The sequence below is a fragment of the Gottfriedia acidiceleris genome, from assembly GCF_004138285.1.
GTDB classification, from domain to species: domain Bacteria; phylum Bacillota; class Bacilli; order Bacillales; family Bacillaceae_G; genus Gottfriedia; species Gottfriedia acidiceleris_A.
This window is the reverse complement of sequence record NZ_SCFN01000013.1, coordinates 45885-71070: the sequence shown is the minus strand read 5'-3', so window position 1 is coordinate 71070 and position 25186 is coordinate 45885. Positions and strand designations below refer to the sequence as shown.

Sequence of the window (25186 nt, the reverse complement as noted above, 5' to 3'; positions counted from 1 at the left end):
TCCTCCTTAAAGTGATGCGATTATTTGATCTGTTAAGTTAAATAATTCTCCATTAATTTCGATTACAATTTCTGTATCAGTTTGTTTTGTTACCGTTACAGATTCGTGCGTAATTGAAATCTCAAGATTTGTACCTTGCCAATGGAACGGGAATGAAAGTTTGTCCCAGTTTTTAGGTAAGTTAGGATTAATTTTTAGCTTATTTGATTCCATCGTAACGTTTGCAAAACCAAATATTGTGGCTAACCAATTCGCACCTAGAGATGCTGCATGTATTCCTTCATCTGATGATTTCGGATTTGGACCTAGATCGATTAAGCAAGCTTCTTGGAAGAATCGATAAGCATTTTCTTTTTCTCCACATCTTGCAGCAACAATTGCATGGATGGCTTTACTAAGTGAAGAATCATGAATTGTATGCTCCTCATAATAGTGCAAATTCTTTTTAACAACATCCTCTTCAAATAAGTTAGGGAAAAGGTATAATAGCATAACTACGTCAGCTTGCTTTAAAATTTGCATCTCATTTACTTCTTGACGTGAATAGTCAAAAAGAATTGCCTGACTACCTTGTTTTTGTTTATATTTTGATAAATCAATTTCTGGTTTTGATAAAAATGTATCATCCTGTGGAATAATATTTTCTGCATTTGGTTTTGGTAAGTAAAGTAGATTTAGAAAATCCTTACCAGCCTCAACAATTTCAGCATCGATGTTATTATATTTTTCCATAAAACTTAAAGCTTGTTGAACATTATAATATGCCATATAGTTCGTATAAGCATTATTATTAATATGTTCAGTATATTCATCTGGTCCGATTACATCTTTAATAGAAAGTGCTTGATTTTCTTCTGTCGTACGACTTATCCAAAAGCGTGCTGTTTCTTTTAGTAATTCTAGCCCTTCATTTGCCATAAATGACTCATCAAGTGTATTTTCATAGTATTGAATAACCGAATATGCAATGTCAGCAACAATATGGTGTTCAGCAAGAGCTGAAGCCACTTTTTGGCGTTTACCCGTTAGTATATTAATAGCTGCATATTCTGGCGTTTCTTCCATACCAGAAAATGCACTTTCCCATGGGAATAAAGCTCCAGAATAGCCATTTTTAGTTGCCTTCTCTTTTGCTTCTTTAATATGAAGATAGCGATATCTTAATAAATTTCTTGTTACATCCGGATCAGTGAACAAATGAAACGGTGCAATAAAGATTTCCGTATCCCAGAATACATGACCTTTGTATCCTTCACCTGTTAATCCTTTTGCTCCAACGCTAAAGCGATCATCATGTGCAGGTGTCATTATTTCAATATGGTAAAGTGAAAAATCTAATGCTATTTGATCTATAGCTTCTTTAGAAGAAATGATTACGCGTTTCTTTTTCCAAAACTCATTCCATTTTATAGATGAGCTTACTAATAAACGATCGTAACCATTATCAAGATTTTCTTGAACAGTATGAATACTTGATAGTGCGGGATCATCTACAAACAAGTCATTTGAAGTATAAACAGCACTTATTTTTTCTAATTCAAACGGCCGATCAACGACTAAATCATGTTTAATAATCGCCAAAAGCTGTCTGTTTTTAGCCACAAAAGAAACATCACTTTCACTTGAAACTTTACATGAAGTTGCCATTGCGATTGAGTGATCGCTTTCAGTTGTTCTATATACAGCATGCATTATTTTTTTATCAATAACTCGTACATTTTCTTCTAAAAGATGTTGCTTTCCAAAGTTAGACATTTGCGCATCGATACCAGTCGTAACTTTAATTGATGCACTACAATCTAAACTGACTACACTAACTTTAGAAGCAAGTAAATGTAAATTATCTTTTGAAACAAATCGTTGGAATTTTAAACAAAAGCGATTACCTTCTTTGTTTTTCCAGATAACTTCTTTCGTTAGTTCTCCATTTTGCATATTTAAAGTACGGTCATAAGATAGTACTTCTCCTGTTAAAACTGAAAATATTTCATTATTTATTTCGATTTTTATACCAACTAAATCTGGCAAATTGACTAACTCTGTAATATCATTTGGTGTAAATTTATTATAAATACCAGCCACATACATACCACGAGTTTGTTCAGAATAATATTCCTCATGACTAGCACGTAAACCTAAATATCCATTTCCAAGAGCCATGATCGTTGCATATTTATTTATATATTGTAAATCAAATTGTATTTCATTAATTACATTTACTTCATTCATAAAGATATACTCTCACCTTTTTCAGCTGATTGATAAATCGCTTCTACAAGTCTTTGAATAGCATAACCTTGTTCTCCATCTGCTAACATAACATTCTGTCCTAAGCAACGATTAACAAAGGCTGCCATACTTTTAGTATGACGGTCAGGGTCAGCCTCTTCTCTCTTTAATAGGGATACAAGCTCTCCTTTTTCATCCGTATAGATTTCAGCCGGGAACATTGTTGCACCAGCTTCTTCTCCGCATAGTTCTACATTCATTTCTGATTTTTCTTTTATATTTAATGCAAAAGATGTTTCAAGCTGAATTAAACATCCATTCTCTAACTCTATATAAGAAAATAAAGAATCTTCTACTTCAAATTTTGATGGGTCCCATTTACCAAATGCACCTTCATCTTTCTTAGTACCAATCTTCTGAAACATTTTTGCTGTAACTTTCTTTACTTTTGGATAATTCATAACGAAAAGTGCAGCATCAAGCATATGAATTCCTAAATCGATTAGAGGTCCCCCACCTTGAATTTCTTTATTAGTAAAGCTACCCCATCCAGGAATTCCATTTCGTCTTAAAGCTTTTACTTTTACAAAATAAATTTGACCTAATAAACCTTGATCTATTTTTTCTTTTATAATCGTTACGTCATCAGCAAATCGATGATGAAAATCATAAGCAAGGATAAGCCCTTTTTCTAAAGCTGTTTCATACATTTTTCTTGCATCCTCTGCCAAAATTGCAGGAGGTTTTTCACAAAAAACATGACAATTATTTTCTAACGCCTGCATTACATTATCGAAATGAAATTTATTCGGAGTGCAAACACTTACAATTTCCGGTTTTTCATTCGCATACATTTCAGCAGCATCCGTGTAATAGTTAGGAATCTCATTACGCTCTGCAAAGCTCTTTAATGCTTCCTCATTTGTACCGACTACGGCAACTATTTCTAAATCTGCTCTAGTTTTATAGTAAGCAACGTGAACTTTTTCAGCTATTTGGCCCCCGCCTATAATAGCTACTTTCTTTTTAATCACAGTGCTTCACCTTTTAAGTTTAAAGATTCTTTTATATGATGAAATGCTTTAATATATTCATCTTCTAAGTTATTTCCTCTTACACGACATTCAAATGTTAAAAAGCCTTCATACTCATCTTCTTTAAGTTGGTCAAAATACTTTTTAAAATCAAGAGATCCACTTCCTGGTTGGAAACGGTGGTTGTCTGCGATGTGAATATGTTCAACTAAATCACGATTAGCGTGAAGTGCCTCAGAAATACCATCTTCCTCAATATTCATATGATAAAAATCTGCAATGATTTTGACGTTTTTAAACTGATTATCTTCAATATATTTACGTGCATCAGCTAAAGTATTAATCATATGATCTTGATAGCGATTTAAAGGTTCTAAGTAAATAGTCGTTCCAGTTTCACCGGCCACTTTATCTAGAAAAACTAGTGATTCAGTAACTGTTTTGCGATCTCCTTCTAGACTTCTTGGAGAAGACATAGGTGGTAATCGGAATGTAAACATTCCCCAAGCTGCAGGTACAACAATACCTTTTCCTCCAACTTCTTTTAAAGCTTTTAGAATTTCTTCAATATCTGCTAAACCTTTTAAACGACGCTCTTCAATAAAATCACCAATCCAGCCATAATAACCACCACAAGCTGTCGTTACCGGTAAGCCAGTCTCAGCAATTGCTTCTTTAACTTCTTCTAAATTATCAACTAAAAACTTGCCATCGATTTCAAATCCTTCAAAACCAATTTCTTTTAAGTATTTAAATTTTTCTTTAATATTTTCTGGAAAAAATGCTTGATTTTGTGTTCCAATTTTCAACGAAATCCACTCCTAAACAGAAGGGAGTGTAATACACTCCCATGATTTTAATGATTGATATTCTTATTATTTTTTAAATTGAACACCCATCTTAATGCTTAGTTCGGGCTTTTGATCAACAAATTCCATATACGATTCAGCTACTTCTTCAAATGAAACAACTGGTTCAATTAAATCTTCACAATTTAAATAACCATTCATTAATAATTCCCAACAAGTATTTTCGATTCGTTTACGTGACCAACGTGGATAATCCGGGTTGGGTTCACTACTACCTCTTGAAAATACAATTTTAGCATTATTAAAATGTGCTTCACGACCAAGATTAAATCCTTCTGGGAAAGGTTTAGCAAAAGCTACATAAGAAATTGTTCCACCGTATGCAATTCCTCTTAGTGCTGCTTGCAGTGAACTTGATACACCACTTGTTTCAATGATTGAATCTGCACCTAACTTATTAGTAATTTTTTTAATTTCATATCCTAAATCGCAGTTAATTGGATTGAAGCAATAATCCGCTCCATTTTTTAACGCGATATCGCATCTATGTTGTAATGGATCTACACCAATTACAATACTAGCTCCAGCTTTCTTTGCTAACTGGATAGCAATTTGTCCAATTGCACCTAGTCCTACAACTACTACATAATCACCGGCTCTAACATTTGCATCCCTAACTCCGCTCATTGCAAATTGTGCTGGATCATAATAAACTGCATTCTTCCATGAAGAACCTTCTGGCATTTTACGTAATTTATAATTATCTACAGCATTAACGATTACGGTTTCCATGATTGGACCATAAGTACAAACTTGATCTCCTAATTTGTACTCAGTTACTTCATCACCGATTTCACAAATGCTACCTACAACCATATTTCCTAATTGAAATTCACCAAATACGATTCCACGAGCAGCTCCTTCTTCACGTGGCATAAACATTTTCCATTCTTCATTGAACTCTTCATCAATAAATGGACTAAGTCCTCTAAAATCAACCACTTCTGTACCATGTTTTGGTGAAGCAAATTCGACTTTAATTTTTACTTCATTTGGTTGTACAAGGCGATCTTCGTACTCGACTAATGCTGCAACTCTTGGTTCAACTGCTACTAATTTTTTCATTTTATTTCATCCTTTCAGTAAAAAATTATTTCGAATTAACCTTTTACTCCACCTTCAGTTAAGTTACCTTTAATAAAGTGCTCAGATAATGCATACATAATAACTACTGGTAAAGCAGTAACTAAAGATGCTGCCATCATACGACCCCACACATAATCTGGTGTACTGAATAAAGTATTTAAACCGATTGGTAACGTAAAGTTTTCTGAACTTGATAAGAAAATTGATGCAAATAAATAATCATTCCATGCAATCATAAATGCATATACGAAAACAGATACGATTCCCGATATTGACAAAGGAATAATAATATAGAAGATTATTTTTAATCGACTAAGACCATCAATCATAGCCGCTTCTTCCAAATCTTCAGGAATTGTATCGAAATAACTCTTTAACATAAAGATTGCTGTTGGTAGAGTTTGAACAATCATCGTAATGATCAATGCCATTTTTGTATCATATAAACCGAAACCAGAAATGATTTTAAATAATGGGACAACTAGTAAGATCCCTGAAAACATATAAACAGTGTAAAAACTAGCATTTATCGTCACTCTTCCTTTAAACTTTAGTTTCGATAAAGCGTACGCTCCTAAAATACCAAGAACGACTGATAATGAAGCTGCGATTATAGCGACAATTAAACTATTTTTAAAGTAGTTTAAATATGGGAAAATTGTCGGATTAAAAATATCAATATAATGCTGGAAAGTCCATTCATGTGGCAATAATGTCGGATTTGTTGCAATTGCTTCTTTTGAACTTTTTAATGACGTCATTAGCATTACAAAGAATGGGAATAACATGATTCCTAATAAAAGGATTAATACTACATAAAAACTTGTTTTCTTAATGATCTTGCTTCTTTTACTACTTGCTGCCATTTAAGTTCACCCTCTTTCTTGAAACGATAATTACGATGAATAAGATAATAAATAGGATTACTGAAATTGACGATGCTTTTCCTAAATTATTGAAAGCAAACGCTGTTTCGTATAAATAAATACCTAAAATATTTACTTTGTTTGTTAATAAGTAAACATCTGTAAACATGTAGAACATCCAAATAAATCGTAAAGTTACAACAGTTAGTAATACCGGCATAATCGCTGGTAAAGTTACAACGTTAAACTTTTGCCATTGTGAAGCCCCATCGATATCCGCAGCTTCGTATAATGATTTATCTATCGTTTGCAAGATTGCTAAAAACGAAATAAATGCATAAGGGAAATACTTCCAAATCGCAAAAACTACTACAACTATAAAACTATAAACTGGATTGTCAAACCATAGTGGCGCCCTTTTAAATAGATGAAAAACATCCGTTCCTAAGTAATTGATAATCCCATATGAGTTATTAAACATATATTTCCAAGCAAAAACTAATGAAATAGATGGAGTTACATAAGAAAGGATTATTAAAGAACGAGCAGTTTTACGGAACTTAAATGGACGATTAAAGAATAAAGCAACACCAAGACCAACTACTGTACTACCAACTACAGTTAATACTGTATATAGAATGGTAATTCCTAAAGATTTATAGAACTCGATATCTTTAATAACATCTGTGTAATGAGATAAACCAACAAACTTAGCTGGTAATCTAGGGTTAATCGGCTGATCAAAAAAACTTATTTTAATATTAGATAACATCGGATAAGCAACTAGTAATAATAGTAGGAAAATACTTGGTAAAAGTAGTACCATGGCTAGCTTTATATCAGATTTTTTTCGGACAATCGGTTTCATACTTCCTCCTAAAAAACAATCTATTCTCTTATTTGATAGATTGGTGATAAAAGAAAAGTTGTTTAAAAAGCAACTTAGCTTGCTTTTCAAGCGTTCGTTCTTAGTAAACAACTTTCAGTAAATCAAATAATTATTACTAGGTAAATTGAATTAAAGGTATCTATTTTATTACACCTTTTAATTTTTCTCCAGCTTCTTTAATTGCAGAATCTACGCTTTTTCCACCAACAGTCACATCATTAATTAACTTAGCAACTGCTCCTGAACTTGTAACATCACCCATTTTTAAGAAGTTCTTGTTATCAACAAGACCAAATACTTGAATGTTATCAAAAGCGCTTGCGATTTCAGTTGAAAGCTCACCAAATGAATTTACAACTTTATTTTCTTTATATTCTTTGCTTTCTGTTACTTCTTTATTTACTGGTTGAGATCCACCTGGAGACATTAATACTAATTTCGTATTATTTTCAGGTTTTGCCATAAACTCTACTAATTTTTCTGCTGCAGCTTTTTGGTCATCATCTAAACCAGAAGAAATCGTGTAAGCAGATACTGTTCCATAAACTGCTGGTGATTTTTCAGTTGGAATTACAAATCCAATATTGTTTGTTTTACCTTCTTCATATACTGAAGGAAGAATATAAGTAGAATAAACAGCCATTGGAGCAGATCCATTCATGAAAGCATCTTTTACTTCTGTAACATCATTAGAACCTGGCATTGTATATTTTGATAATTCTTTATAGTAGTTTAAAGCTTCTTTCATTTCAGGTGTATTTAATGTTAAATCACCTTTGCTATCGAACATATTTGCATTGTTTGATAAAGCAAATTGTGAGAAGGCTTGTTCAGAAAAACCACCTTCAGCAGTTGGAATTGCAATACCGTATTTTTTACTTCCACTATTCGTAAATGCCTTTGCAATCTTTAAAACATCATCCCAATTTTTAGGTTCTGCGAATCCTTTGTCAGCAAGCATTTGCTTGTTATACCAAATTCCTTGTACCCAACCACTAATTGGAACACCAGTATAATTTTTGCCGTCCTCAGTTTTTAAAAGCTTTAACGCACCTTCATAATACTTATCTTCTCCAACTTTAGAGATAATTGATTTAACTGCATCTTTATCAATTAATTCGTCCTTGTCCATAACTTTTGCATAGTCCTGTCCAACTTCAATAACCGCTGGAAGCTTGCCTGAGCTTGCCAAAGTTACAACTTTCGTATTGTAAGAATCTTCCTCAACTGGAACTTGCTTTACTGTAATATTTGGGTTTGCTTTTTCAAATTTAGAAATTAAATCAGTAATTACTGCTAATCTCTCTTGTTCAACAGAAGAATGCATAAATTCAATCGTTACTTTACCATTCTCTTTTTTCCCACCACACGCTGTTAATCCAACAGCTAACATTAAAACTAAGAACATACTTAATACTTTTTTCATTGTTCTGCCTCCTATTTTAAAGGTTTTAACCAAAGGAATTCATATGGATTTAAAGTAATGTTTTCATTAAATTCTTCAACATTTCCCGTAATAATATTCATAAATTTTCCGTTTAAATCGCAGTTCGCTTGCTCATTTGATAGGTTATGAAGAATTACAACACTATCCTCTTCATTAATACGTTTGATCGCAAATACATTTTCATTTACTTCAAGTACTTCCATTTTTACATCAGGATTAAATAGTTTTTCTTCTTTACGTACTTGGATAATTTTTGTAAGTTCTGTGAAAACTTTATTTCTTAATGAACCTTCTTCCATTAATTCCTTTTCAATCGTATCAAGTGCATATTTTTGACGATTAATTGAGCGATTCATTCCAGTTTTTTCAACACCCGCATAATCATTTCTAGAACCTAACATACTTTGGATGTAAATAGCCGGTACGCCTTGGAATGTTAATAAGATTGAATGCGCTAACAAGAATCTTTTTACTCTTATATCATCACTTGTAGATTGTTTATTTAAAGCATCTAAATAAGTTACATTTATTTCATATGGACTTTCAGTACCATCTGAATTCTTCTTATAATTTACTAATGCTCCTTCTACCTTTAAATCTTCTACTAACGAAAGAATTTCTTCTTCAGGGATAATTCCACGAATCGGATTTAAACCAATTCCATCATGTGAAGCTAAGAAGTTGAAAAAAGTTGTATCTTCTCCAGAACCTTCTAGATTTTTTGCCCAATTTGTTAGTACACTACCATTCCCTTTATGAAGTGAATATAAAACTAATGGAGGTAATGGAAATTGGTAAACCATATGTGCTTCATCATGTCCGTTACCAAAGTAAGAAATATTATCTAAATGAGGTACATTCGTTTCAGTAATCATTACTGTACCTTTTGCTGCCTCATCTAATAAGTCACGGAATAATTTCACGATTTCATGTGTTTTTTCAAGATGGATACATGAAGTACCAACTTCTTTCCACATATATCCTACTGCATCAAGTCTTACATATTCTGCTCCTTGTTCAAGGTAAAATAGTAAAACATCAATCATATCTAGTAAAACTTGTGGATTACTAAAATTTAAATCAATTTGATCATCACTAAATGTTGTCCAAATGTATTTTTCCTCACCATTCGCTAATTTAAACTTTGATAGCAATGGAAGTGCTCTAGGTCTAGTTACTGAGCTTAAATCATTTGAGGGATCCATTTCAATGAAGTAATCATTATATTTTGGATCATTGTTCAAATAGCCTTGGAACCACTCACTCTTACTAGAGATATGATTACATACATAATCAAACATTATTCTTGCTGATTTTGATAAGCTCTCGATATGTGACCAATCGCCTAATTCTGGATTTACTTTTTTATAATCAACTACTGAAAAACCATCATCAGATGTATAAGGATAAAAAGGTAAAATATGAACAAGTTCAAATTTATTTGCTAAATGTTCATCAAACATTTTTTTAAATGTTTCTAATGTTGGTTTTCCCTCTTCTTGGAACTGATCACCGTAAGTAATTAAAACTACATCTGACTCGTCCCAATTTTGTTTTCTTTTTTTCGTAATTTTTATTTTAGCTTCTTCAATGCGATTTACGATTGCACTATAAAGTTGATCAATGTCTTTGTTTTCATAAATATAGGCTAATCTTTCTTTAATTTTACTCATAAGATTCCTCCTTGTGGTATCGCTCCCACAGAGATGTGAAATTTCCTTGGTACCGCTCCCACAATCAATATATTATAGAAAGCGCTTACTGTCAATTTAAAAACTTTATGAAAATATGATATTTTTTTGAAAAATATGTCACATTAAACATTTTAATCATAGATTTAAAACAATCACTATTCATATAAAGTGCTAACGATAGATAAGGTAACATTATTTACCTATCAGTATTTTGTCTATAGTCTTGACAAAAATAATAGAAAACTCGATACTATCATTTATAATTACGAAAAATTTTCGTACTCGCTCCTAAATAAATTTATCTACAACACTATTTTAGTATAACTATAACCCTGCGTTTTATTCTTAAATTAAAGAATCATTTAAAAAATTAAAAATGAAAACGTTTTTATGAAATAACTTCAGAAAACAAAGAGGAGAATACAAATGGGCCCAACAATTTACGATATTGCTCGCGTGGCTAACGTTTCAAAGTCCACTGTATCTCGAGTACTTAATAATAAAGATAATATTTCAGAAGAAAGCCGTATACGAGTGATGAAGGCAATTGAAGAGTTAAATTACCAACCTAATAAATTAGCTAGGGCTCTTACATCATCAGGCTTTGATGCAATCTTGGTAATGTCCCGTTCTACGAAAACAACTGCCGGAAACACATTTTTCTCTGAAATTATTCACTCTATTTCAACGAGATCAGAAGTAGAAAATTTCGATGTCATTATCCAAACATCTAAAAATAGCAAAGATGAGTTAAATAAGTGTATCGAGAAGATTCGTGGGAAAATGATTAAAGGAATTCTAATGCTGAGTTCACCTGCAAATGAGGACTTTTTCAAAGAATTAGATAAATATAAAATTCCAGTAGTCGTTATTGGAAGAGTAGAAGGAAACTATCAACATATTTATTCAGTGGATACTGATAATTTTAATGATAGTTATCAATTAGTCCAACACTTAATCAATCAAGGACATACTGACATTGCCTGTCTACATTCTTCTCTCGATTACCATGTATCAATTGACAGACTGGAAGGATATAAAAAATGTTTAATTGATAATGGAATTCCTCTTCGACCTGATCGAATTATTGATAGTGGATATACAATGGAAAGGGCATACGAAGTTTCAGAATCACTTTTGAAATCTAAAGATTTACCTACAGCAATTTTTGCAATAGATGACCTGAAAGTGATTGGACTTTATAATACAACTGCAAAGTTAGGAATATCCATACCGAAAGATGTATCAGTTATAGGATATAATAATGGGATTTTTTCACCATTATTCTCGCCACCTTTAACAGGGATTGAAATTCCTGTTATGAAGCTTGGTGAAATTGCTACAGACTTACTTTTTAAGCGAATAAAAAATATACCTAAAAAATCAGAGCACATTATTGTTCCAACAAAGCTAGTCGAACGAAAATCAGTAGCGAAATTAAATTGAATGAAATTATGGAGGTACCATTTTGAAAAAACAAGTTGAAGCATTTATTTTTGATTTAGACGGTGTAATTACTGATACTGCTGAATTTCATTATTTAGCGTGGAAAAAGTTAGGTGAAGACTTAGGAATTCCTTTTGATCGTGAATTTAATGAAACATTAAAAGGTGTAAGCCGAACAGATTCATTAGAAAGAATCCTAACATTAGGAAACCGACAAAATGATTTCACTGAAAGCGAAAAAAATGATTTAGCAACAAAAAAGAATGCACAATATGTAGAACTAATTCGCAATATATCTGAAAAAGACTTATTACCCGGCATTGAATCATTTTTAAAGCAAATTAAAGAAGCTGGTATTAAAATTTCAATGGCATCTGCTTCAAAAAATGCATTAATGGTCGTTAAAGCTTTAGGCATTATTGATTATTTTGACCATATCGTTGACGCTGCAACAGTCATTAATTCTAAGCCAGATCCTGAAGTATTTTTAAAAGCTGCCGAAGCAGTTTCTGCTAAACCTGAGAACTGCATCGGTGTGGAGGACGCGGCAGCTGGTGTAGACGCGATTAACTCGGCTAATATGTACTCAGTTGCGATTGGAGATGCTGCAATCTTAGGCCATGCTAACCTAGTTTTATCATCAACTGAAGAATTAGAACTTAATCGTATTATTGATAAGTATTTAACAGTTTAATACCAAAGTAGCATTTTGATTAATTAATAATAAAAAAACGAAAACCTGATTTTCATTTTCTAGGTTTTCGTTTTTTTATTATGAGAATATCTTTTCTTGTTTTCCAACCAACTCAATCTCAAACCCCAAATCTTCTAGCATTGCATGGTCACTATTTGTTTCCTGCCCCTCCGTTGTCAAATAATCACCTATGAATATACTATTTGCAGCATAAAGTCCTAGTGGTTGTAAACTACGCAGATTTACTTCACGTCCTCCAGAAATTCGAATTTCTTTCGTTGGATTTATAAACCGGAATAGTGCCAATACTTTCAAACAATAACGTGGATTTAATTCGTTCACGCCTTCTAGTTTTGTTCCATTAATAGCATGTAAAAAGTTTACCGGAATGGAATCCGCATCCAATTTATGTAATGACCTCGCGATCGAAATAACATCATGTTTTGTTTCCTTCATCCCAATAATGGCTCCGGAACACGGAGATATACCTGACTGTTTAACTTTCTCAACGGTATCGATTCGATCCTGATATGTATGAGTTGTGGTAATATAATTATGGTGCTCTGCTGATGTATTTAAATTATGATTATATCGATCAACACCCGCTTCTTTAAGCTCATTTGCTTGATGATCTTTAATAATCCCTAAGCAAGCACATACTTTCATACCATATAATTCTTTAATTTCCTTAACAGCATCAGTTACTACATTTACATCTCGATTCGTTGGTCCGCGCCCACTTGCAACAATGCAATATGTCCCTGCTTTTAATTCAAAAGCACGCTTTGCCCCATCAAGAATTTCTTCTTTAGATAGAAAAGGATATTTCTCAATAGGTGCATTAGAAATCGAAGACTGGGAACAATAGCCGCAATCCTCAGGACAATAACCACTTTTAGCATTAATAATCATATTAAGTTTAACTTTTTTTCCATAATAATGTTTCCTAATGATAAATGCACCATTTAAAAGTGAAAGTAACTCATCATCGTCACATGACAATATGCTTAAAGCTTCCTCATCAGAAATTTCTTTACCTAGAATAACCTCTTGCGCTAATTTAGTCCAATTCATATGATCACTCACCATTTCATTGATTTTTCGTTAATAATTGCTGAAATTCTAAAATAGATTTTTCTGTAAAGAAATCCGTCTGCTCCGGTATGACTCCAAGAATGTCATGACCTGTTAATTTTTCTAGCATAACTAAATTATCTTTTTCCATTTCACCCATAACTGATGGTACTTTATTAATTAATAATCCCATTAGATTAATTTGGTGTGATTTTAAATATTCGGTTGTTAATACAGTATGATTAATTGTTCCTAGCTTTAATGATGTAACAAGGATTACTGGTAAGTTTAATCGTTTTATTAAATCAATCGTTCCAAAATTTTCTTTTAACGGAACCGCAACTCCACCCGCTCCTTCAACAAAAACAACATCATGCTTATTTTCTAATAACTTATATTTTTCTAAAATAACTTGTTCATCAATAAAAACATCTTCTAGTTTACTAGCTAAATGTGGTGAGACCGGTGTTTTCATTGTGTACGTACTGTAGTATTCATGCTCTTCTGTCAGTTTTAGTTTCTCTTTATAAAATGCTACGTCTTCCCCTATGACCGTATTGTTAATATTGACTACTCCACTTTGAATTGGCTTATAAGGAATTGCATCGATTCCTTTGTTCCGTAAACAATCCACCATTTGAGCAGTTACATAAGTTTTTCCAATATTCGTATCAATACCAGTAACAAAATATCCTTTTCCCATCTTAAGCAGCCACCTTTTTTTCATTTTCTCTAGCTTTTGCAAAATGAGAATGTAGGCGCACCGCCAGTACTCCTCCAAAAACAGCTAGTAACAAATCTTGCCCAATACTATATACGAGTCCCATCATTAGAACTTCTTTTAATGAAACGGGACTACCTAACCAAGTGTTTAATGAAATGTATACATATGTAATGCCTAAAATATAAACAATCAATAGCCCTATTACATTAGCTAAAATAAAATTCTTAAGTTTTGGTTTCCTTGTTTTTTCAACGATCGATCCAATTACAAACGCAGCAATAATGAAACCGATTAGGTACCCAAATGTTGGTTTTAAAACATATTCAGGTCCACCACCTGAAGCAAATACTGGTATTCCGATTAATCCAATTCCAACATACAGTAATTGACTCATCATCCCTTTTTTACTTCCTAAAAGGCAGCCCGCTAAAAATACGAAAAGTATTTGAAGCGTAAAAGGAATCACTGGTAAAGGAATCTTTATAAAGGCCCCAATCGATGTTAGCGAGGCAAATAATGATATTACTGTTAATGATAATGTCCTATTTTGCATCGTATCCCCCCTATTAGTTTATGAGTTTGACAAATTAGCAAAATTTGACAAACTAACAAAATTAAATTAACATGCAATTGAAATATATGTCAACCAAACTATAAATTTAGGTTAACATACAAGACAAGGGGGAACATATATGAATCATGAACTCTATCAAGAATTATCTATTAAAAATAAACAGTATCTTTGGCACCCATTTACCCAAATGAAGGATTATATAAACGAAGATCCGCTAATTATTTCACATGGTAAAGATCGAAAATTATATGATGTATTAGGCAATGAATATTACGATGGTGTATCCTCTATTTGGTTAAATGTTCATGGTCATAATATTCAAGAATTAAATGAAGCAATTCATGAACAATTAAAGAAGGTTGCCCATTCAACACTTCTAGGAATGGCCAATATACCTGCCATTCTATTAGCAGAGAGACTAGTCGAAATTTCTCCTAACGGCTTAGAGAAAGTTTTTTATTCAGACTCGGGAGCAACCTCAGTTGAAATTGCGATTAAAATGGCCTATCAATATTGGCGAAACAAAGGTAGATTCAATAAAAATACTTTTGTTACGATGAAGGAAGCTTATCATGGGGATACAATCGGAGCAGTGTCAGTAGGAACAATCGATTTATATCATCAAGCATATAATGAGTTACTGTTTCCAAGCATAAAGGTTTCCTATCCACATCTTTATCGTTCAAAACATGTGGGAACTGAAGAAGAAATAATAAATTCCTATTTAAACGAGGTTGAAAATTTATTCATCGAAAAGGCCAATTCAATTGCGGCATTAATTATTGAACCAATTGTTCAAGGAGCAAGTGGTATTATTGTCATGCCAAAGGGGTATTTAAAAGCAATACAGGAATTATGCATAAAGTATGATGTATTGTTAATAGCTGATGAAGTTGCAACAGGATTTGGTCGAACCGGTAAAATGTTTGCTTGTGAGCTAGAAGGAGTTACACCAGATATTTTAACTTGCGGAAAAGGGTTAACTGGTGGCTATTTACCAGTAGCAGCAACTTTAACGACAAACAGAATTTATGAAGCATTTTTAGGTACGTACGAAGAACAAAAAACTTTCTTTCATGGTCACAGTTATACAGGCAATCCCCTTGGATGCGCTGTTGCATTAGCGAATCTAGATTTATTTAATAAAACGAAATTATTACAACATGTCGAAAAAATCTCGTCTTATGTCCAAGAGAAACTGATGCAATTTAATGAGTTAAAACATGTTGGAGATATACGTCAAAGTGGCTTGATGATTGGAATTGAACTAGTAAAATCTAAGGATACTAAAGAAGCTTTCCATTGGAACGAACGAATTGGTGTGAAAGTAACCAAAAGAGCAAAAGAGCTTGGACTACTCACCCGTCCCCTTGGAAATGTTATTGTATTTATGCCTCCATTAGCTTCAAAGGAATCAGAGCTTGACGAAATGTTAGACATTCTTTATCGCGCTATTTCTGATATTACAGAAATGTAAACTAGTCACCTAATCTAAGTCTTAAAATCAAATTTCTACTTTTAAAAAGGAGCATCCAAATGTCTCTCTAAGAGTAGTAGAAAAAGGGTCTAAAGATATCGTGGAAGGTGTAATAAAACAAAAATATGATTTTGGCTTAATTCAATTTCAAGATTATTTAACGAAGGATATAAAAAAAAGTTCAGTCAGAAGTTATACTGAGGAGCCCTATTCATATTTGCGCTAGTAAGGCCTCTCGTTTAGCTTTAAAAGATTCGGTAACAATTAGTGACTTAAAAGATGAAAATTTTGTACTGTAAAATGATGATTATGTAAACTCTTTTTCCGAGTACTTAAAGGATTTTCCATTAAATGTATTATTGGTCACTAATAATTTAGAAGTTATAAGAGGTGCCATAATTGAGGAATTGGCGGTCACATTTGATACATGTATTTCCTTAAAAAATGAAGCTTCTATTTTGAATGGACAAACTGTTTCTATTCCGTTAATAGATGTAGAACCTTCTACAATACCGGTTGGCTTCGTTCAAATAACTCCTTCTTAACGTTGTTGTATGATAAATTTGTAAATCTTTTAAAGTTTGAGTTAGAATGGCTTGAGAATACTTAATCCATCATTAAAAAAACAGAAAAACTCTTATAATAGTTTTTCTGTTTTTATTTTCTAATGGCTATAAGAGATTAATATTTCTAATCTACGGATCAACTAAGGAAACTGCGTTAATTCTGAATTCAAAACTCGTTGTGCAGTGATAATTAAATTGTTAGCAGTTCTTCCGTAAACAGAGAATAATCCACCGTTTTGATCAGGAACAATCTCAACTTCATATTGAGCTGCTCGTCCCAAAATTGGATGAATTAAACTGAGGGTTAAAAAAGTGGATGCATTCGGTGCCACGTTAAAGCTTTGTTGTTGGATTAAAGTTCTCGTACCATTAAGTCTAAAAGATCTGACTACTCCAGTAAGTCGGCCAGCAGTTCGATTGAGGATCTTAACCCGAGCGTTAGTTGCATTGCTAGGTTGATTTCCTACATTTTCAATTGGACCAGTTGTAAATGCCAATTAAAATTCACCTCCAACGGATTAATAGATTAGAAGCTAGTAGATTACAATTACATAGTATTCAATACTCTATTAAATGTTCTAAACAGAATGTTCAATCTACTTAAAATAAGGAAATCTCTTTAAATTGTTTGGTTGGACGAATCAAAGATATTTTCACAACATAAAAAAACAGAAAACCTTAATCGGTTTTCTGTTTCCAAAGTCATCAATCCATATCCGAAAATCGCCAACTGTTTTCTACTTTTAAGTCAATCTGATCGAGTACCGGAATAAAATTTCAACAGACTAGCTAAGCTTTCTGATAAGCCATCAATAACCCCAATTATGAACGGTCCTGAAGCTGAAAGAATAATGGGGATTAAAGGTGTTACCATGTAAGTACCCATGTCTGTAAAAAAGCTGACCAAACTTAATACCCAAATATTCTTGCTCCTCATAATCTTCAACCTCCTGGAATAATTTTCAAGGAAGATACTGATTTATTCAATTTGTGTTTTTAACAATTTTTCCGCACGCATATTCTCTTTTAACAGTGATACAAAACGAAACAACTCCAGCGAGAATATGATTCCACTTAACCAAACTGAACTGAATACAAATCCAGCAGCAATGTCACTAGGCAATAAGTGGTGCAAATAGACGCTGCTTATAGAAAATAGTAAAACAACAAATATAAAACTGAAGAACATTACGATATTAAGTAAATAAGCTTTGTTGTGTCGAATTAACATAATAATGAAGTAACCTAATACTGTCAAAATTAACATAGACTTTTCATTAGGAAAGTTTTTACTTACATTACCTCCTAGCATAAAGTTGAACATCCAAGGAATCCCTATGGATAGTACAAGAATCCCCGCTAAACTAGCGATAAAAAAGAGCAATTCTAGCCATTTATTTTTGTTATTTATCAGTATCACTAAGATTGTAGCTAGCGAAATCGTCATTAAAACCTTCCAAGTCGATAATGAATAAATAAAATTCATACTTCCATGCCAATGTTGATTAAATAAACTAAAAACAATGGTCTTGAATACGGAATTGAATTTATCAAATTCATTGCTAATTGTGTCTTGAATTAACCCGACCATTAAGATAAAAAACGTAACGAAAAAAATTAAACAGATTAAGATGATCAATTTTATTTTCATGAAGCTTTTAAATCTCTTGAAACTTGATTCAAAAATTAATAGTAATGACTCTTTAATTATTTCCTTATTTGCTTTAACAATAAAAAAAGCGAGCACTATAAATCCTAATAATATGCTACCCAATACTAACCACTTTTTAATTTCTACTTGATAGATATCCCATTTAGGTCCCATGGCCTGTCCTAACCAAATAAAGGTTCCAATCCAAAGAAAGACACCTATATAGGAAAAAATAGCAAAGGATCGATATGGTAATTTAATGATTCCAGAAATAATGCTTGCGAAATGTCTAATCCCCGGAATAAAGAATGATACTAGCAATAATACCTTCCCATACTTTTCATACCATTTTGACATCTTCTCGATCTTTTCTGGGCCCATATGGATATAGTGTCCAAACTTACGAAAAAATGGTGTACCAAGTTTATATCCTAACCAATAAGAAATGGTTACCCCAGCTACTCCTCCAAGCCCGGCAGAAATAATAGATAATACAATATTCATTTTCCCATGAAAACATAAAACACCTACATAACTCATCAATGCTTCATTCGGAATTGGAACTATGATCAATTCCAACATCAATGATAAAAATAAGATGATATAGCCATATTCATTTAATAAATGGATGATTTCATTCATATTAAGACCTCAATTTTCAAGACTCTATAATGTACTAATTATTTTCACCTAATCTCATCTAATGGAAATACTATCTCTACTTCTGTTCCTACATTTTCAACACTTTTAATATTAATTTTTCCGTTATGCAAGTTAATTATATTCTTAGCAATTGAAAGACCAAGTCCAGTGCCACCACTAACTCCACGACTACGTGCTTTATCAACTCGATAAAATCGTTCGAAAATATTTTCTAATTCTTCCTCTCGAATTCCTATTCCATAATCTTTTATTTGAAGAATAGCAGCTTCACTTGTACAACTAATATATACTTCTATTTTTTCAGCACTGTATTTTATAGCATTATCTAAAAAGATAATAATAACTTGTTTAATTTTAAGCTCATTTCCTTTAATAAATATTTTCTGCTTTTCTGAGTGTAAAGAAATTTCTCGTTTATACACATTTTGCAGTTGTACTAGAGTTGAATTACACAAAGTAACTAGATTTACTGGATTCATTTCGATATTCTTTAAATGTTCCGATTCTGCTAAAGTTAATAATGTTTTTGTTAAATCTTGCATACGGTTGGCTTCAGAATAAATCGTCTCAATTGCTTCTGTCGCCATTTCCTCATTTTTAAAACCACGTCTTCTTAATAAGTTAGCAAAGCTACTAATAACCGTAATAGGAGTCTTTAACTCGTGTGATGCATCTGAAACAAACTGTTTCTGTTTTTCGATGTTGTCTTGAAGCCTACTAATCATTCGATTAAACGTGCTTGCCATTTTGTGTAATTCATCTTTTGTTTCATTTTTTATTAAAATCTTTTTTGGAACTCCACTTTTTTCAATATCTTCCATCGTCGTTATCATAGAAGTAATTGGGTTCATTATGATACGTGTTAACCATCTTCCAGCCATCATTGATAAAATAGCAGAAACACCAGTAACGATTGCCATTATTGTTAATAGCATATCTTTCCGACCTTCAAGCCCTACTAACAACTCTCCAATTTCTAGGGTTCCAATTACTTTTTGGTCTTGTAAAATTGGTACACGTACGACTATATTTTGATGCTCACTAAAAGGAATTAGCTTTGTTTCTTCTTTTCTAGTGAACTTAGGTTTAATGCGATTCAGTAGTTTATCATTACTAACTTCTGTCACAATTTTTGATTTTGGATCAATGATTCGAATATAAGAATGATTAGACATAAATGGATATAATGCCTCTTCATTCATCTTCAATGTTATAGGAATATCCTGTTTTTTTAAGATTTCATGAGCCTTTTGACTTACAACATGCTCTTCCATATTGACAGTCGTTTTCATAAACAAATAAAAAACTAACCCGTTAATTAAAACCAGAATGATTAAGATCCATGAAGTAATTAGCAAATTTATTTTAGTCGTTATTTTCATCTTAACCCTTCCTCATTGTGTACCCCACACCTCTTATAGTTCGAATTAAAGGAACGTCAAAGTCCTCTTCAATTTTCTTTCTTAAATGTCTAATGTACACATCAACAACATTTGTTTCGCCTTCATACTCATAACCCCAAACGGTTGTTATGATGCCTTCTCTTGTCAAAATTTTATTTTGATTTGTTAATAGATAAACTAATAAATCATACTCTTTTGGTGTTAATGAAATGACTTTATCATCCCTCTTTACTTCCCTAGCTTCCAAATTAACAACTAAATCCTCAATCGTTAAAATGGGATCTTCGTCTTCGCTTTTCTTAAATTCATGAACAAGATTACTTGATCTTAGACATGAACGTATTCTTGCTAATACTTCTTCGATTTCAAAAGGTTTCGTAATATAATCATTTGCACCATAATCGAGTCCGATAATCTTATCATGTGTAGCATCTCTAGCAGTTAATAAAATTACGGGCACAAATTGATTTGTTTTTCTTATTCTTCTTAATACTTCAATTCCACTCAATTCAGGTAACATAACATCTAATAAAATTAGATCGACATTATTGCTTAAAGCCGCCTCTAAACCAGATTTTCCATTATGTTCGATCAATACTTCATAACCCTCATATTCTATTTCTAATTTTAAAACACGAGCTATATTCACTTCATCCTCGATAATTAAGATTTTCTTCATTTAACTCACCTATTTCTATTAATAGTTTTAGTGTCTCGAAAAACTCTATTCTTTTTTTAAGACTGATTGTAGTCTTAGAAGTTCCTAGTATACATGCCATTATAGAACGTTTAATTCGTATTTTTTTCATTTTAATCTAATTTTAATTGATTATTCATTAAAGTTTCAGTTAGGAATTTTACAATGACATGGAGTTGATTTATGAAATAATTTTCAATTTATAATAAAAATCTTAGGAGGTATCAGATGAAAAAATTTATAGAAGGGACCATGCAAAGAGCAATTTTAATGATTGTTTGCGTCGTTATGATCGTAACTTGGGGTGCTATTTCAGCTTACCAAATGCAACGCGATTATTTACCAGGTATAAACAATTCAACTCTTACAGTAAGCATGCGTCTACCTATGTACCAGGCCGATCAAGTAAAACAAAATATTACCAATAATCTTGAAAGTGCTGTAAGAACAACAGAGGGATTACAAGATATTGAAACTAGCTCTTATGATGGTGGAGTTTTTATGAGTCTGTATTTCCCAATGAATACAGATATGAAACAAGCCGAAATTGATGTAAATAAAGCTTTAGAAAATGCGGATATTCCTCCGACAATTACATCTAAACCTCTAGTTACTAGACTTACAACTAGTTCATTTCCAATATTAACCTACAGTTTAACTAGTAATAAATTAGATGATAATACTTTAAAATCAGTAACTCAAATGGATATTGTACAGCATCTTAAAACAGTTCCAGGTGTATCCGATGTATCAGTATTTGGTGGTGCAAAAGACGGATACGTACTAACTGTTAGAACGAAGGACCTAGCAAAAAATAAACTTACTTTAGATGACTTAAATAAAGCCCTAGCTGTATCAGTTCCATCCTTACCTGAAGGAACTATCTTACAAAATCAATTGTCTATTCCAGTTAAATTTGATGGATGGAATTTAAATGTTAAACAATTAAATGATGTAAAAATCAAAAATTCAGATGGCGAACAAGTTCCACTTTCAGCATTTGCAACTGTTACTCACGCTTTAAATGATGTAAAAACTATTGCAAGAACAAATGGAAAAACAAGTGTTCAATTAAATGTTATTAAAACACAAAGTGCAAATATTACAGATGTAGCAAAAGATGTGAAGGACAGAATTCAAAGCTTACAACAAGTAAAAGACGGTACTGTAAAATTGACAACACAATTAGATCGTGAAAAAGAATTAAATGATTCATTAAACGGTTTAATTCGTGAAGGTTTACTTGGATGTCTTTTCTCAATGATTTGCGTATTTTTCTTCTTCCGCAATGTAAAATCAACATTAGTCATTGCAATTTCATTACCAATTTCTTTATTAGCAACAACAGCTATCCTAAAATCAATGGGCATTACACTTAATATTCTAACCGTCTCGGGTTTAATTGTTGCAATGGGTCGTATTGTTGATGATTCCATCGTTATCCTTGATAATATGTACCGTAAAAGAGAACAAAATCCTGATAAATCATTACTATTTTCATTAAGTTCAGCAGTTTATGAAATGACACCTGCAATTTTAGCATCTACACTGACGACAATTGCTGTTTATATTCCAATTGCCTTTGTAGGTGGAGCTATTAGTGCTTCATATAGCGGTTTTGCATGGTCTGTTGTTATCTCCCTAATTATATCGTTCTTTGTAGCAATTCTTGTTATTCCAGCACTTGCGCTAATGGGTTGGAAAAATAATACAAAGAAAACAAAAGTTGTTTCTTTAGAACCAATGATGAAACCGATCTTACTATCATCATTAAAGAATAAAAAACTTACAATTTTCATTTCAGCTTTACTATTTATTTTCGCAGTAGCATTTGGTTCGTTTTTACCGGTTTCATTCTTACCAAGTGCTAAAACTGGTCAAGTGGCAATTAAACTTGAATTACCTCAAGGAAGTACATTAATGCAAGTAGATTCTGAGGTTCAAAAGGTAGAAAATCAATTAAAAGATAATCCAAAAATAAAATCTTATATAGCTAATTTTGGATCTACTAATACGCCGCAAAGTGATGATGTATTCGACCAAGGCGGTGGTTTCCTACAAAAACCTAATGTAGCGAATCTTTCTGTTGTTTTAAAGAACGAAAAGGACTCAGACCAAGTCATTAAAGAACTTGGAAAACAACTACCACAATTATCTAAAAATGTAGCTTATACTGTTTCAAGTCAAAGTATTGCCGGCGATGATTCTTTATTGAAAGTCATATTTGCTGGCTCTGATCAAGCTACACTAGACAAAATTGCAGATCAAATGCGATCAAAACTTGTAAAAATTGATGGACTAAGTGTTGATGGAAAAGTAGATTTAACATCCGGACTTCCAAAATTCAAAATCACATTTAACCAACAAGCAATTGAACAAAATGGAATTCAAGTAGCAGATGTAATGAAAGTAATTAATCGTTATATGTCACAGGCAAAAGACGCTACATTTGTAGTTGACCATGTAAGCCTGCCAGTTGATATGTATCTTGATCAAATTAGTAGTGGAAAAACTCGAGTTCAATTAAATGCATCGCCAGAAGATGTAATCAATTCGCTTAAAAATGAAACATTTCTAACAAGTGGTAATAAAACCGTCAAACTTGAACAAATTGCCACTATTACGAAAGATACTGCGCCTTCAACGATTAATGAACGTAATGGAGAGCCTTATTCAATCGTTACAGGTCAAATTACTTCAAATGACATTAGTAAAGTTTCAAAACAAGTTGAAGACGTCATTAGTAAGCAAGCTCTTCCTAAAGGAGTAAGTTACTCTATGGGAGGTATTACTCAACAAGTTAAAGAAATGATTTTTGATATGTCAATTGCCGTAGCCTTCTCTATTCTATTAGTTATGGTCATTACTTCATCCTTATTTAAGGGCTGGAGAGCTCCAGTTTCGGTATTATTTAGCATTCCATTAGCATTAAGTGGTGTTGTCATCTCTTTAGTATTAGTAGGAGGAGAGTGGAATTTAGCAGCATTAATTGGGGTCTTAATGTTAACTGGAATTGTAGTGACAAATGGGATCGTACTAGTTGATAAAATTGAACGTAATCGTAAAAACGGTATGAATATTGAAGACGCCGTTATTTCCGGTAGTCTTTCAAGGATTAGACCAATCTTAATTACAGCAGCTACAACGATTTTAACATTATTACCACTAGCATTTTCACATCAAGGTGATACTGTCATTTCACAGACATTAGGAATTGTAGTAATAGGTGGGATGATCACCTCTACTTTAAATAGCTTTTTAGTAATACCAATTATTTATCAATGGTTGCATAAAAAACAATCAAACAAGAAAGTAATTTCAACTGAGGAAGTTAATTCGTTTTAGCTAAACTATAAAGGTAACTCTTATTTTTGAGAGTTACCTTTTCGATTGTCACTGTGAAAAAGGTGAAAAAAATCATAAAGATTCAAGTTGCATAAATGTGATTGCTGTACAGATCTAATTGCTAAATTATTAAGCGCTGTACAAAAGTCATCATCTTCTTCTCATTGTAAGAATCAAATTACTATTAATATTCAAATTAACAATAAATAATATCTTTCCGATTAATTCATCTCAATCGTTTGCATAAAAAATAGAGTGAAGAAACCTAGTGTTTCTCACTCTATTTTTGCTTATTAAAATAATTTTCCTTCGTTACTGAATAGCCTTTTATTTCATCTAATGAATTAAAATAAAGCTCAATTTCATTCATTTTTAGTTGAATATCTTTAATTGCATCTTCTAGTATTTTTGTTAAGTCATTTTGTACTTGTTTAATAACTTCATCATTTTCTAGACCATCAAATTGGATAATACGTTTAACTTTTAGTTCTTCAAGTGCCATCTTCATTTCGATCTTTGTAACTATCTCTTTCATCAAACGATTGACGTTTTTTTCAAAGTATTTTTCTTTAGCTTGTCCTATTTCTGTAGTAGTATTTGTTTGTTCGAAATTCAATCCATACACACCTCATCATTAAATTATCACATATTAATATATGCAAAATTTTAGGAAGTGGTACAAGTTGTAATTAAAAACTTGTATATTTTCTGTAAGTAATCAGTAATCCACCCGTATTAATTAACGTATGAATAAAAAA

Annotated in this window: 21 protein-coding genes; 4 read left to right on the top strand and 17 right to left on the bottom strand. The window is 32.2% G+C overall.

All coding sequences use genetic code 11. The features are described from left to right. Window positions 1-6 precede the first annotated feature (6 nt). The 8 genes from EP747_RS17510 to EP747_RS17475 form a co-directional block, all read right to left on the bottom strand. A complete protein-coding gene (locus EP747_RS17510; RefSeq protein ID WP_129691382.1) occupies window positions 7-2229 on the bottom strand; it encodes a glycoside hydrolase family 65 protein in 2223 nt (740 codons plus the stop codon). Beyond that, window positions 2226-3260 carry a Gfo/Idh/MocA family protein gene (locus tag EP747_RS17505; protein ID WP_129691436.1) on the bottom strand — a complete coding sequence of 345 codons (1035 nt, stop codon included), beginning with the start codon at window positions 3258-3260 and terminating at the stop codon, window positions 2226-2228. Before EP747_RS17505 ends, EP747_RS17510 begins: the two co-directional genes overlap by 4 nt. Beyond that, the gene (locus tag EP747_RS17500) at window positions 3260-4072 is read right to left on the bottom strand and encodes a sugar phosphate isomerase/epimerase family protein (protein WP_129691381.1); all 813 of its coding nucleotides are present in this window, start codon (window positions 4070-4072) and stop codon (window positions 3260-3262) included. Before EP747_RS17500 ends, EP747_RS17505 begins: the two co-directional genes overlap by 1 nt. 66 nt (window positions 4073-4138) lie before the next feature. Further along, window positions 4139-5197, bottom strand: a complete 1059-nt coding sequence (locus EP747_RS17495; protein WP_129691380.1) for a zinc-dependent alcohol dehydrogenase — start codon at window positions 5195-5197, stop codon at window positions 4139-4141. Window positions 5198-5232: 35 nt separating this feature from the next. Further along, window positions 5233-6084 (bottom strand): carbohydrate ABC transporter permease, encoded by an 852-nt coding sequence (locus EP747_RS17490; RefSeq protein WP_129691379.1) that lies wholly within the window; start codon window positions 6082-6084, stop codon window positions 5233-5235. Beyond that, a complete protein-coding gene (locus tag EP747_RS17485) occupies window positions 6071-6952 on the bottom strand; it encodes a carbohydrate ABC transporter permease (RefSeq protein WP_129691378.1) in 882 nt (293 codons plus the stop codon). The genes EP747_RS17490 and EP747_RS17485 overlap by 14 nt, the downstream gene beginning before the upstream one ends. Window positions 6953-7112: 160 nt before the next feature. Continuing rightward, a complete protein-coding gene (locus tag EP747_RS17480) occupies window positions 7113-8399 on the bottom strand; it encodes an ABC transporter substrate-binding protein (RefSeq protein WP_129691377.1) in 1287 nt (428 codons plus the stop codon). 11 nt (window positions 8400-8410) lie between these two features. Then, window positions 8411-10093, bottom strand: a complete 1683-nt coding sequence (locus EP747_RS17475; RefSeq protein ID WP_129691376.1) for an alpha-amylase family glycosyl hydrolase — start codon at window positions 10091-10093, stop codon at window positions 8411-8413. A gap of 447 nt (window positions 10094-10540) precedes the next feature. On the opposite strand from EP747_RS17475, the gene EP747_RS17470 reads away from it, so the two are divergent. Both EP747_RS17470 and pgmB read left to right on the top strand, forming a co-directional pair. Further along, on the top strand, window positions 10541-11560 hold the full coding sequence (locus tag EP747_RS17470) for a LacI family DNA-binding transcriptional regulator (protein ID WP_129691375.1): 1020 nt from the start codon (window positions 10541-10543) through the stop codon (window positions 11558-11560). Window positions 11561-11582: 22 nt separating this feature from the next. Continuing rightward, on the top strand, window positions 11583-12254 hold the full coding sequence (gene pgmB / locus EP747_RS17465; RefSeq protein ID WP_129691374.1) for a beta-phosphoglucomutase: 672 nt from the start codon (window positions 11583-11585) through the stop codon (window positions 12252-12254). Window positions 12255-12332: 78 nt separating this feature from the next. Here pgmB and bioB read toward each other — a convergent pair whose 3' ends face one another. From bioB to EP747_RS17450, 3 genes are read right to left on the bottom strand one after another with little or no spacing between them, the layout of a single operon-like run. Next, window positions 12333-13328 (bottom strand): biotin synthase BioB, encoded by a 996-nt coding sequence (gene bioB, locus EP747_RS17460; RefSeq protein ID WP_129691373.1) that lies wholly within the window; start codon window positions 13326-13328, stop codon window positions 12333-12335. Window positions 13329-13344: 16 nt separating this feature from the next. Continuing rightward, on the bottom strand, window positions 13345-14031 hold the full coding sequence (gene bioD / locus EP747_RS17455; protein ID WP_165347125.1) for a dethiobiotin synthase: 687 nt from the start codon (window positions 14029-14031) through the stop codon (window positions 13345-13347). Between the two features lies 1 nt (window position 14032). Next, entirely contained in the window at window positions 14033-14605 is a 573-nt protein-coding gene (locus EP747_RS17450) for a biotin transporter BioY (protein ID WP_129691371.1), read from the bottom strand. A 139-nt stretch (window positions 14606-14744) separates the two neighbouring features. On the opposite strand from EP747_RS17450, the gene bioA reads away from it, so the two are divergent. Beyond that, the gene (gene bioA, locus EP747_RS17445) at window positions 14745-16103 is read left to right on the top strand and encodes an adenosylmethionine--8-amino-7-oxononanoate transaminase (RefSeq protein ID WP_129691370.1); all 1359 of its coding nucleotides are present in this window, start codon (window positions 14745-14747) and stop codon (window positions 16101-16103) included. Between the two features lie 706 nt (window positions 16104-16809). Here the strand turns inward: bioA and EP747_RS17440 are convergent. The 5 genes from EP747_RS17440 to EP747_RS17420 form a co-directional block, all read right to left on the bottom strand. After that, a complete protein-coding gene (locus tag EP747_RS17440; RefSeq protein WP_129691369.1) occupies window positions 16810-17166 on the bottom strand; it encodes an ATPase in 357 nt (118 codons plus the stop codon). 251 nt (window positions 17167-17417) lie between these two features. Then, the gene (locus EP747_RS17435) at window positions 17418-17606 is read right to left on the bottom strand and encodes a hypothetical protein (RefSeq protein ID WP_235832925.1); all 189 of its coding nucleotides are present in this window, start codon (window positions 17604-17606) and stop codon (window positions 17418-17420) included. A 42-nt stretch (window positions 17607-17648) separates the two neighbouring features. Further along, window positions 17649-18962 (bottom strand): VTT domain-containing protein, encoded by a 1314-nt coding sequence (locus EP747_RS17430; RefSeq protein WP_129691368.1) that lies wholly within the window; start codon window positions 18960-18962, stop codon window positions 17649-17651. Window positions 18963-19006: 44 nt separating this feature from the next. Further along, window positions 19007-20365, bottom strand: a complete 1359-nt coding sequence (locus tag EP747_RS17425; RefSeq protein WP_129691367.1) for a sensor histidine kinase — start codon at window positions 20363-20365, stop codon at window positions 19007-19009. A gap of 1 nt (window position 20366) precedes the next feature. Then, window positions 20367-21065: a response regulator transcription factor gene (locus tag EP747_RS17420; RefSeq protein WP_129691366.1), complete on the bottom strand. Its 699-nt coding sequence runs from the start codon at window positions 21063-21065 to the stop codon at window positions 20367-20369. A gap of 246 nt (window positions 21066-21311) precedes the next feature. Between EP747_RS17420 and EP747_RS17415 the strand changes: the two genes are divergently transcribed. After that, window positions 21312-24428, top strand: coding sequence for an efflux RND transporter permease subunit (locus EP747_RS17415; RefSeq protein ID WP_129691365.1), 3117 nt, complete (start codon window positions 21312-21314; stop codon window positions 24426-24428). A 280-nt stretch (window positions 24429-24708) separates the two neighbouring features. On the opposite strand, the gene EP747_RS17410 is transcribed toward EP747_RS17415, so the two are convergent. Then, window positions 24709-25044 (bottom strand): hypothetical protein, encoded by a 336-nt coding sequence (locus EP747_RS17410; RefSeq protein WP_129691364.1) that lies wholly within the window; start codon window positions 25042-25044, stop codon window positions 24709-24711. Between the last annotated feature and the right edge of the window lie 142 nt (window positions 25045-25186).